This is a genomic window from Pedobacter agri (genome assembly GCF_032678665.1).
Lineage (GTDB): Bacteria > Bacteroidota > Bacteroidia > Sphingobacteriales > Sphingobacteriaceae > Pedobacter > Pedobacter agri_A.
Window position 1 is genome coordinate 187,331 of sequence record NZ_JAVTSH010000011.1, and the last position, 10,384, is coordinate 197,714.

The 10,384-nt window shown below is 41.7% G+C and carries 9 protein-coding genes; 4 read left to right on the forward strand and 5 right to left on the reverse strand.

Annotated features, from left to right (window positions below):
• Positions 1–94 precede the first annotated feature (94 nt).
• The gene (locus R2Q70_RS20400; protein ID WP_316809399.1) at positions 95–1,846 is read left to right on the forward strand and encodes a cellulase family glycosylhydrolase; all 1,752 of its coding nucleotides are present in this window, start codon (positions 95–97) and stop codon (positions 1,844–1,846) included.
• 942 nt (positions 1,847–2,788) lie between these two features.
• Here the strand turns inward: R2Q70_RS20400 and R2Q70_RS20405 are convergent.
• Positions 2,789–3,289: a hypothetical protein gene (locus R2Q70_RS20405; protein WP_316809400.1), complete on the reverse strand. Its 501-nt coding sequence runs from the start codon at positions 3,287–3,289 to the stop codon at positions 2,789–2,791.
• 154 nt (positions 3,290–3,443) lie between these two features.
• Positions 3,444–3,776 carry a DUF4870 domain-containing protein gene (locus tag R2Q70_RS20410; RefSeq protein ID WP_316809401.1) on the reverse strand — a complete coding sequence of 111 codons (333 nt, stop codon included), beginning with the start codon at positions 3,774–3,776 and terminating at the stop codon, positions 3,444–3,446.
• A gap of 210 nt (positions 3,777–3,986) precedes the next feature.
• Between R2Q70_RS20410 and R2Q70_RS20415 the strand changes: the two genes are divergently transcribed.
• Together R2Q70_RS20415 and R2Q70_RS20420 are read left to right on the forward strand one after the other, a co-directional pair.
• A complete protein-coding gene (locus tag R2Q70_RS20415; RefSeq protein WP_316809402.1) occupies positions 3,987–5,882 on the forward strand; it encodes a LuxR C-terminal-related transcriptional regulator in 1,896 nt (631 codons plus the stop codon).
• Positions 5,883–6,172: 290 nt separating this feature from the next.
• Complete coding sequence (locus tag R2Q70_RS20420) at positions 6,173–6,727, forward strand: NIPSNAP family containing protein (protein WP_316809403.1); 555 nt, start codon at positions 6,173–6,175, stop codon at positions 6,725–6,727.
• A gap of 245 nt (positions 6,728–6,972) precedes the next feature.
• Here R2Q70_RS20420 and R2Q70_RS20425 read toward each other — a convergent pair whose 3' ends face one another.
• The 3 genes from R2Q70_RS20425 to R2Q70_RS20435 all read right to left on the reverse strand — a co-directional run bounded on the left by R2Q70_RS20425 (position 6,973) and on the right by R2Q70_RS20435 (position 8,376).
• Positions 6,973–7,683: a class I SAM-dependent methyltransferase gene (locus R2Q70_RS20425; protein ID WP_316809404.1), complete on the reverse strand. Its 711-nt coding sequence runs from the start codon at positions 7,681–7,683 to the stop codon at positions 6,973–6,975.
• A 258-nt stretch (positions 7,684–7,941) separates the two neighbouring features.
• Positions 7,942–8,100 carry a hypothetical protein gene (locus R2Q70_RS20430; RefSeq protein ID WP_316809405.1) on the reverse strand — a complete coding sequence of 53 codons (159 nt, stop codon included), beginning with the start codon at positions 8,098–8,100 and terminating at the stop codon, positions 7,942–7,944.
• Positions 8,101–8,142: 42 nt separating this feature from the next.
• Positions 8,143–8,376: a hypothetical protein gene (locus R2Q70_RS20435; RefSeq protein ID WP_316809406.1), complete on the reverse strand. Its 234-nt coding sequence runs from the start codon at positions 8,374–8,376 to the stop codon at positions 8,143–8,145.
• 293 nt (positions 8,377–8,669) lie between these two features.
• Between R2Q70_RS20435 and R2Q70_RS20440 the strand changes: the two genes are divergently transcribed.
• Positions 8,670–10,384 (forward strand): PAS domain-containing protein (locus R2Q70_RS20440; protein ID WP_316809407.1); only part of this gene is annotated, 1,715 nt, incomplete at its 3' end.

Genomic DNA, 10,384 nt, shown 5'->3' on the forward strand with positions numbered 1-10,384 from the left:
CCTCTTTCCTGTTTTTTCTGACCATAGGGATGAGAATCCCATTATTGACATAAAGAGGCTGTTAAGCCCACTATTCATCACTTAAAATAGAAACATGTATCGCTTAAGTTCAGTTTTCTTTATCATGCTGTTGTGCCTGTTTGGTTCAAAGGGTTATACTCAGGGATTTCTAAGGGCGCAAGGCCAGAAAATTGTCAACGAGAAAGGGGAAAACGTGCTGCTTCGCGGTATGGGCTTAGGCGGGTGGATGCTGCAGGAGGGTTACATGCTTAAAATTGATAAAGAGGGTCAGCAATACCGGATACGCGAACGTATCGAGGCACTGATCGGTCCCGAAAAAACCCGCGAGTTTTATGAGGCCTGGCTGGCCAATCATGTGCGCAAAGCTGATGTTGATTCGATGAAGCGGTGGGGATTTAATTCCGTCCGTCTGCCCATGCACTACAACCTTTTTACGCTGCCGTCCGACAAAGAACCTTTTCCAGACAAAAATACCTGGCTGGAAAAAGGCTTCCAACTTACCGATAGCTTGTTATCCTGGTGCAAGGCCAATAAAATGTATTTAATCCTGGATCTACATGCCGCACCCGGTGGCCAGGGAAATGATGTGAATATTTCAGACCGCGATCCTTCTAAACCGTATCTTTGGAACAGCGAGGCCAATCAGCGAAAAACCATTGCCCTGTGGAAAAAACTGGCACAACGTTATAGAGATGAACCTTTTATCGGCGGCTATGATATATTGAATGAACCCAACTATGGATTTGAAAATCCCCTGGACGACCGAAACGGGAGCCGGGAAAAAGTAAACGCGCCTTTAAAAAAGATGATGCAGGAGATTACCCAGGCCATCCGTGAAGTGGATAAGAACCACATGGTCATCATTGAAGGAAACGGCTGGGGGAATAATTACAATGGCATTTTTCCGCTTTGGGACAACAACATGGTGCTCAGCTTCCATAAATACTGGAACTACAATGATCAGGCTTCCATTGCTCACATCCTAAAGGCTCGCGAAGAACAAAACGTTCCAGTATGGCTGGGTGAAACAGGGGAAAATTCCAATGTCTGGTTCCGCGATGCCATCGCGCTGCTGGAAAAAAACAACATCGGTTGGGCATGGTGGCCCCTGAAGAAAATCGGTGTCAATAATCCCATGGAGATTCTTTCCAACCCGAATTATGATGCACTGGTTAAATTCCTAAACCAGGGCGGCCCGGTTCCAGATGCGCCCAATACTTATAAGGGACTAATGGAACTTGCGAATTCTTCGCGCCTGGAACAAACATCGATCCACCGCGATGTTATCGATGCAATGATCCGTCAGCCCTTCAGCAACGATACCCGGCCTTTCAAAATTCATTCGGTTCAGGATGGTGCTGTTATTTACGCCGTGGATTACGATATGGGTAGGAACAACTATGCTTATTTCGATCGCGACACAGCTGATTACCATGTGTCAAGTAAGCAGCGATCTGCAGGAAACCGGGGCCGCATTTACCGCAATGATGGGGTGGATATTGCCCGTGATTCTTCCACTAATGATCGTTACTACGTCAATAGTATCGAAACAGGAGAATGGCTGCAGTATACTCTAAATGTAAGCAGAAGCGGAAACTACATGCTGAAGCTGAGCACTGCAGCGACGCATTCCAAAGGGAGGCTGTCAATCCTTTTAAACGAAAAGGTTGTAGCTGAATCGGTGATCGTACCCGTGAGTGGGGGAAATCATAAATTTACTGCTTTCGGTATCAAAAACATCTTACTTAAGCGGGGCGAACAGAAAATAAAGATTCGTGCCGATGAAGGTGACTTTATTCTGAGCTATATTCAATTTATAAAGTGATCATCTTGATCGATGGCTCGGACCACTCAAGCACATGTCCTCTGCTGAAAACGATTATGCGATGCGATACAAATCACGACTGCATTATGTGGCGTATTATGAACTTTGTATGAAATCAAATGCTACGCTTTGCTATTACAATAGGTAATAACATAGGATGTCTTAATTCGATAGATTAAAGATGGGGATTCCAAGAAAAAATTACATCGATAAATAGGAAGGCCCAAAATGATAGCTAAAAAACTTGCTTTGAGCTATCAAATACAATGCATGAAGTCTTCAACCGAGGAGTTATCTACCCCGATACTCTCAATAGAAAAACTCAATTTTTAAAAGAAGTAGCGTTATTTATAGTGGTGATTCTAAAGTCGCTGGTGTGATTTATTCATTCGATGCATTTCCTACCAAGTCATGCTGCACAAGCAATATTTTATGGATTATATCTTGAGCAAGCAATGGAGATTGTTAGGTAAGTTATTCATTGTAGTGGAATTGACTTTTCCAACACATTATGGTATCTGTTCATCACATATTTGCCTAATTTTATTTTGGTATAGATGTTCTGGATGCTCACACAAAATTGGAAGGTTATAATATTGAGCCGCGAATGACTACTGGATGGAAAATCTAGCAGAGTAATCTTAATCTCCTAAGATAAAAACAAATTAATACTGAGGAAAGATTGCAGATGGTTGAAATAAGTACGAAATTTATTGCTTTCTGATTATCTGTAATCCTAGTGATAGATGGATTCATTCATTTCTGCTAGTGTTAATTTTCAGTGCGACTTGATAAACGGATATTTCTTATTGGAAACTAATATATGACCCAAAAGTTAGATTCGAGAAATCATTATTGTAAATCAGTTTAAGGATAGCGTTGATAGAAAGGCTATTGGCGTTAGCCATCGTGATTTTAAGGTGTTGATATAGTTGGGTCTGGTTACTGTGGTTTTTTTTTAATACTCATCCACAAACATGTTATTCCCCAAATGATCTGAGCCGGAAGCATCAGGGCCCTAATGAAACCACTTAATGCATTCGATTCTTTGTAGATATATGGGACAAAATGAATATCTGGCGCTGTGTGCCAGTAAAGGTAATAGATCATGAAGGCTCTAATTCCGGTAATGAACATTACCGTTTGGACAATCGAAGCACTTGTTTTATTGTTTATATTCAACAATATGATCAGACCCATGGTGATCGATGCATGAACAATCAACTCAACGATAACAAAGGCTACATGAACGAGATTGTAAGTTGGATGGTGACCCGGAGCGGGCGTGTGCAGGTAGGTTAAAAAATCGATGCATTCCACTAACAGGAACAGGGCGTATATTCCGTAGAGATAGATACCCCGTTTGATGGCAGAATGAACTCTTGAGATTGAGGTTTCTGCCTGCTGCTTAGATTGTTCATGGCTTGTTGCTCTGCTTTCCATGTCATATGATCATAAAGTGTTTTAAAATAGCCAGCCGGGGTTGAAAGACGGCTCAAAGCATCCTGCAACGCCGGTGGCTGGAGAGACATTAACGCCATAGGTTTAGCACTACGACTTATGATTGGTTTCTGTTTACCTTAGGCTTGTTTTTCGTTTAGTTGGCAAAGTTGAATTTACCTTCAAACAGTTTTCCTACAATTGGAAGGGGTTTAAGTACTTCGTTGTTGGCGGCGACTACGCCTAATAATAAAAACACCAGACTTAACACACTTACTATAAGGGAAAGGATATATAAAGAGGGAACAATGCTCACCACTACTGATATTGCAATTCCCAGGATAAAGGTTAGAATGATTAAACCTAATGATTGCCCTAGATGGTAATTTACCAAAGGGTTTTTGTCTGAACTTTTTTTGTACTGCAAGTAAGCTACCACCCATCCGATGATGGTAACATAAGCCAAAATGGCCATGGTTTTGTTTGACATAATAGATTTTTTTTAGATTAATGAAATAAACTATTGAGACCAAAAATAGGCTCTCAATTGCTGCAATACAAGAAAAGGCAGCCTACAATGTGTCTACTGATCAAAAATGGAGCGTCTACAAATCGTCTACAACAAATTTATCGATGCGTTGTTAAATGTATATTCGCTGAGGTTACAGCGCCGTCATTAAACTTTATTCCTATCTGATAAATGGTCAAGAAAGTTGCTATTCTTCTCGCCATCCTTACGTTTACTATTCACAAGTTTGCCGCTGCGCAAATGCTTGTGATCGATTCCTTAACTAATGTACTTGCAAAAGCAAAGCAAAGTGAGCGACCTGTTGTGCTGGCTGAATTGGCCCGCGCAAATTATGAGACTGACGTTAACAAGGCTATTGATCTGGTTATGCAGGCTACAGCTTTGGCAAAAAAGGAGAAGGAAGAAGGTATTGTCGCTTTTTGTTATGCTTCAGCCGCGCATCTTCTGATGAGGAAAGGACAGGAGAAACGGGCGGCAGCTTATATAGATAGTGCCATGCGCGCTGCAGGTAATTCGACAAATTCACTTTTCAAAGGTTATGTATGGCTCCGTAAAGGCTGGTTTGAGCTAAATAAAAATGAGAATGGGAAAGCCATGTCGGCATTTATTAATGCTGATAAACTACTGAAAGGCAATGCTGATCGAAGGGCACTGAGTTACCGAACGCTGTTAAATCACTATGCTGCGAGTATTTACGCTTATGGCAGTGACACCTTAAAACAGCATAAATATGCGGTTTTGGCTTTGCAGCTCTCTAAGATGAGCAGATATCCGGATGATGTGCAGATTGGCTACATGACTTTAGCACATAGTTTCTTTTCTGCTTTTGAAGTGCAAACGAAAAGAAGGACGCTTCTGGATTCGGCAGTTTATTACTACCGGAAATCTGCGGAGGTTTACCGCCGCAACCAGGATAAGATTTTGATTCAAAGTAATGCATCAGTTACGGCGCTCAACCTGGCAAATATCTATTTTAAGTATTTTCCGGAAAGCTTTAGGGACAGTGCCAATCGTTATGTCGATGATGCACTTAAAGTCGCCAGGAAAACCAATATGCCTGAAGTGATAGCCAATTGTTATGGTATCATGAGTGAATATGCGATGCGTAGGGGGGATTATCCAGCGGCAGAAAAATATTTGCTGACGGGAATTGCAGAACTTGATAAGGCCTTACCAGGGGTTGATATTACACGATCGCGAATGATGTTGGGGCTGTCGAAACTGGCGGAACAAAGCGGAGACTACCCTAAAGCCTTGAGTTATTACAAGCGTTACTCGGCGTATTACAGGAAGGTCTTTGATGCCCAGAAGCTTGCTGCTGTGCAGCAGGTGGAGGAACAGTATCATTCGGAACAACGTGATCTGGAAATTGTAAGGTTACGTGAACGGGCAAATTTAAACCGGCAGATAAACTGGTTATATGTGGCTGTAGGTTCAGCAAGCATATTAGTTTTGGCTTTGTTACTGGGTTTTTACCATTATAAGCTCAAAGCTTCGCAGCAGCGGATTTTGATATCGCTTCAGGAAAAACAGGAGGCGGAGTTATTGGCGTCTTTGGGGGAGCAGGAACGTGAACGGATTGCTGCTCAGCAGGCTTTGCTTCAGGACCGCACGGAGTGGCTGGAGCGTGAATTGTTAGCGGGTACGCTCAAGATTGAGGAAAAGAACACGATTTTGGAACTGCTGAAAGAGAAATCGAAAAGTATTGCCGATACGGCTACTAAAAGTATGGGCCGAATGATCGCTCAAAACCTGCGGATGGATAAGGACAAGGCAGATCTGCAAAATTCGATTGGAGATATTCACCCTGGATTTTTCAGTGCTTTGCAGGAAAGGGCGGGTGGTGTGCTCACTAAACTCGACCTGAAATATTGTGCCTATATATTAATGGGCCTGGATAATAAGGAAATTGCGAACAGGCTGGCGATTGAGCCTAAGAGCATCCGGATGGCCAGGTATCGCTTAAAGCGAAAACTTGGTCTGCAGAAAGAGGAGAACTTGGATTTAGTGGTTCGCGCTTATGAGTGGAAAATCCAGTACAGATCGGGTTCGATTGATAGGGGTTGATGATTTAAGGGTTTCATAGAGTATATCTTGGTTCACTAAACCTATATTTTGAGAACTTATTCCGCGATTCATTGAGTTGTAGCAATGTTAAATGACTGATGATTAATAAATAAGTCGGAGGTTATACAAAACGATAGCATCTAGCAGGGAACATTAAAATTTTGTTAGCAAAATGTTTTTTAGCGGAGGATAATGCTAAATTTGGATCCACACTATTTTTAAATAGTAGAAAATAGATAATTTAAACCAAATATAACGTGAAATCCTTTTATACTAAACTGCTTCTATCCATGGTAGCTTTAATTGCTTTATCAACAAATGCTTTTGCTGATAAGCCGCTCTTTTACTATCAGATTAAGGTGTATCATTATAAGACCACTGCGCAGGAAAATAAAATTGATGCTTATTTGAAATCAGCTTACCTGCCTGCTTTGCATGGTGCAGGGATAAAGGATGTTGGTGTTTTTAAGCCGATCGTTCAGGATACTTCGGATAAACTTATCTATGTGTTTATTCCACTTAAGAAGCTGACTGATTTGGATAAAATCAATATGTCGATAAGCAGGAATGGTGGGTATGCAGATATCGGAAAACCGTATTTGGACGCGGCGTATAATGACGCGCCATATACCCGTATCGAATCTATCCTGCTGAAGGCTTTTGCAGCGATGCCGGAGTATTCGCTGCCAAAACTTACCGCACCTAAAAATGAACGGGTTTATGAATTAAGAAGTTATGAAGCCGCGACTGAAAGTCTTTCTCTCAACAAAATCGAAATGTTTAACGATTATGAGGTCGACATTTTTTCAAAGTTGAATTTAATGCTGTTTTTTATGGACAGGTAATTTCAGGAAGTAAGATGCCCAACCTGATGTATTTAACTACTTTTAACAATAAAGCGGATCAGGATAGCCACTGGGCGGCTTTTGGTCCTGAGTATAAAAAGATCAGCGGTCTGCCGCAGTATCAGCATAATGTTTCAAAAAACGTAACCTTGTTCCTGTATCCCACGGATTATTCTGATATCTAAGTTTTCCCATATCAATCTGGCAATGGCTAATCTATCCTGAGATATTAAATTGGACTATTTTTAGTCATTTTTTTTAAATAGCAGAAAATGTTGTAGTGGTAAAAAAGTGCCATTTTTGATCAGCTTAAAGCCGTTCGCTAAAAGTTCTTTCTTAGCTTGACTGACGCTCATTTTGTGTTCAGGCTTGATGGCTACGGAGGGATCTTCCGCTTTATACTCTAACAACAGTAGCTGGCCATTGGGCTTAAGTGCTTTTTTTAATGCGGTCAGGTAAGCTGCGGGGTATTGCAGTTCATGATAGACATCCACCATAAAAGCCACATCTATGGAGTTGGCTGGTAGATTTGGTGACTGCTCTGTTCCCTTGATCACTTCCACATTGGTAAAGCGGTCATCGCCGGCCTTTTTTTTGAGAAAGGCAATGGCGTCATCCTGGATTTCCACGGCGTAGATTTTGCCTTTTGGAATTCGCCGGGCAACCCTAAAAGTATAAAAGCCGGATCCCGCACCAATGTCTGCTACTATACTGCTATTTGTCAGCGGCAGGGAGGTCAGCGCCAGATTGGTGTTTTCTTCCTTTACCCGGTTGTTCCTTTCTAACCATTCCACTCCCTCAAAACTCATCACATGGGCAATCTCTCTACCCATATAAACTTTGCCGGTACCGTTGGCAGATGGTTTTTTAAAAGTGTATTTGGATTGTTCCTGAGCACTGGTGATCTGGACAGATATTAGAAGACAAAAAGAAAAAAGAAGAGATGGTATTTTCATAGCAATAGTAATAATTAAGCTTAGCGGAAAGAAACGCATAAAAGTTAAGCCATTTTTGGGTTCAATTGCAGCTGATTTGATGGTTTTTCTGGTAATTAAATTTCATGCTCGTTTTATTGTGTTTGTGCGTTTTAAATTAGCTACTGATGGGCCGAGCTAAGATATACAGCTAAAGGTTTAACCAGTGTGCACGCTTGTATAGCATGAGCGGTATTTGTCCGAAGATGGGCTGTGTTGTTTCTTCGCAGTGATGGGGCATCAGGCTGGGTCGTCTTTTGGATTTTCAAATTTGGCTTCCTTAGTGGAGGTTTTGTCTTTCGTTCCTTTATGGTCTACTTCTGAGGCGGATTTAACTTCTTGCTTTGCATCGGGTTTTGGACGATATTCTGATGTCCTTTTGTTTTTTTGAGTGTCCATATATATATCTTTTATTTCTTTTTTAATCTTCAAATTTACCGCTTAAGCTTTAGCGGCATCACTTCCTTTGCTTTGTTTCTCCTTTTCAGCTTCATCTGATGCTGGATTCAATGACTGGTCGCTGTCTGCATCACTGCCGCTAATTTGCTCATCAAGATCGTTTATGGTGGAATCCACCTCACCGCTGTCATATTTTTTTGCAGGGTCTTTCTCGACACTTTCATGAACTTCCTTAAGTTCCTGAATTATTTCCTCTTTTGATTTGTTGTTTTTCATTTGATTTATGTCTTCTGTCTTAGTTAGACATCAATGAAGGGGAAAAGTTTGTTAAAAGTGATACTGGTATGGCATAATCAGTTTGTAGGACAGAACTTTAAAGTGGTTTATATTACCCTTTACTCATAACCTAGCCGTGATGGTTATCTAATCAGGTAGTGATGCCATTGAGTTAAAGACCTGGATGGTGTACTATAGGAGCTATTATCGGTATGTCCGCTTCTGATTCTTTGCTATCAAAATTTCGAGCGATACTGTGGTTTCATTCAATTTTTTTTATGTTTGGATTCTGAATGAATACCGAAAAACAATTTCCAGATGCGGGGTTTAGCGTTGAGCTGATGATCCAGGCCCTTGCATGTTCTCCTGAAGCTACAGCCATTTACTCAAGTGAAAATATGATCATCCGGTTTGCAAATGAAGGCATGCTAGGGGTTTGGGGTAAAACTGCTGCCGTGGTTGGCAAACCTTTGATGGAGGCACTACCTGAACTTGATGGCCAGCCTTTTTTGGCGCTGCTCAAACAGGTATGGCATTCCGGTGAAACTTATTCTGTAAAGGATGCGCCGGTTCGTGTATTGAAAAACGGGGTATCCACACTTGATTTTTATGACTATGAGTATAAGGCACTGCTAAATGAGAATGGTAAAACCTGGTGTATCTTGAATACTGCCCGAAAGGTTACTTCAAGAAAAGAGTATTTGCAGCAAATCCAGCATAAAGAAGAAACGGAGCAGGCGCTGATTGAAGAGATGGCCACAACAATGGAAGAACTTAGTTCAACTAATGAGGAATTGAACAGGTCATTGAAGTTGCTAGGGGAGAGCCGTGAGCATGTAAAAACAATCATCGAGCAGGCTCCGGTAGGAATCGCGATGCTTGAAGGGCCTGAGCATATTATTGAAATTGCTAATCCGGCGATTCTTAAAATCTGGGGGCGTAAACTTTCTGAAGTAAAGGGGTTCCCGCACGCGGTCGCCCGTCCCGAACTAATGGGGCAACCTGTGAACGGATGGCTAACGGAGGTGTTTGAAACGGGCAAAAGACGTAAAAATGATGAATTTCTGGTCAGATTACTGGATAAGGATGGTTTGCGTGAGGCGATTGTCAATTCTATTTACCAGCCCATATTTTCCTCAGAAGGAAAAGTTACAGGAGTTTTGGTTATTCTGGATGAGATCACCGAGCAGGTGTTGGATCGCCGTGCAAGTGAAAAAAACCAACAGATGCTTTCCATGGCCACTGTTGCCGGTGAACTGGCAACATTTTATTATGAACCGGAGACCAACCAGTTCTCTGGCAATGATCTTTTAAAATCCTGGTTTGGCCTGTCTGGCGAAGACAACATGGATTTGGAGACTGCCATCTCTGCTATTTTCGAAGAAGACAGATTGCGGGTAGCAGAAGCCATCGCCCAATCCTTTAATGATAGCATGGATGGGCATTATTTTATTGAATACCGGATTTATCATCCTGATGATCCAAAAGGAAGACTGATTCAGGCAAGAGGCAAGGTGTTCTACAATCACAATGGTAAAGCCGCGACCCTGAACGGGACCTTAAGGGATATTACCGAGCAAAAAAAGGATGAAGAGCGGAAGGATGACTTTATGGGTATGGTAAGCCATGAGCTGAAAACTCCGTTGACCTCGCTGAACGCCTATCTCCAACTGATGCAACGAACTGCGATGCTCTCAGGCAATACCGGGCAGCAAAATATAATTGAAAAGTCGACAAGGCAGGTGCGTAACATGACAGCTATGATAAACAGTTTTCTGAATATTTCACGTCTTGATTCGGGAAGAATGCTTATTAACAAAATGCCTTTTGATCTGGCATTATTAATGAAGGATCTTGAGGAAGAAACGCTTTCGATCATTCACACTCACCAGATCGTTTTTGAAAAGGTGGAATCCCTGAAAGTAAACGCGGACAGGGAAAAAATTGCCCAGGTGATCCACAACCTGATAGGCAATGCAGTTAAATATTCTTCCATGAATACCACGAT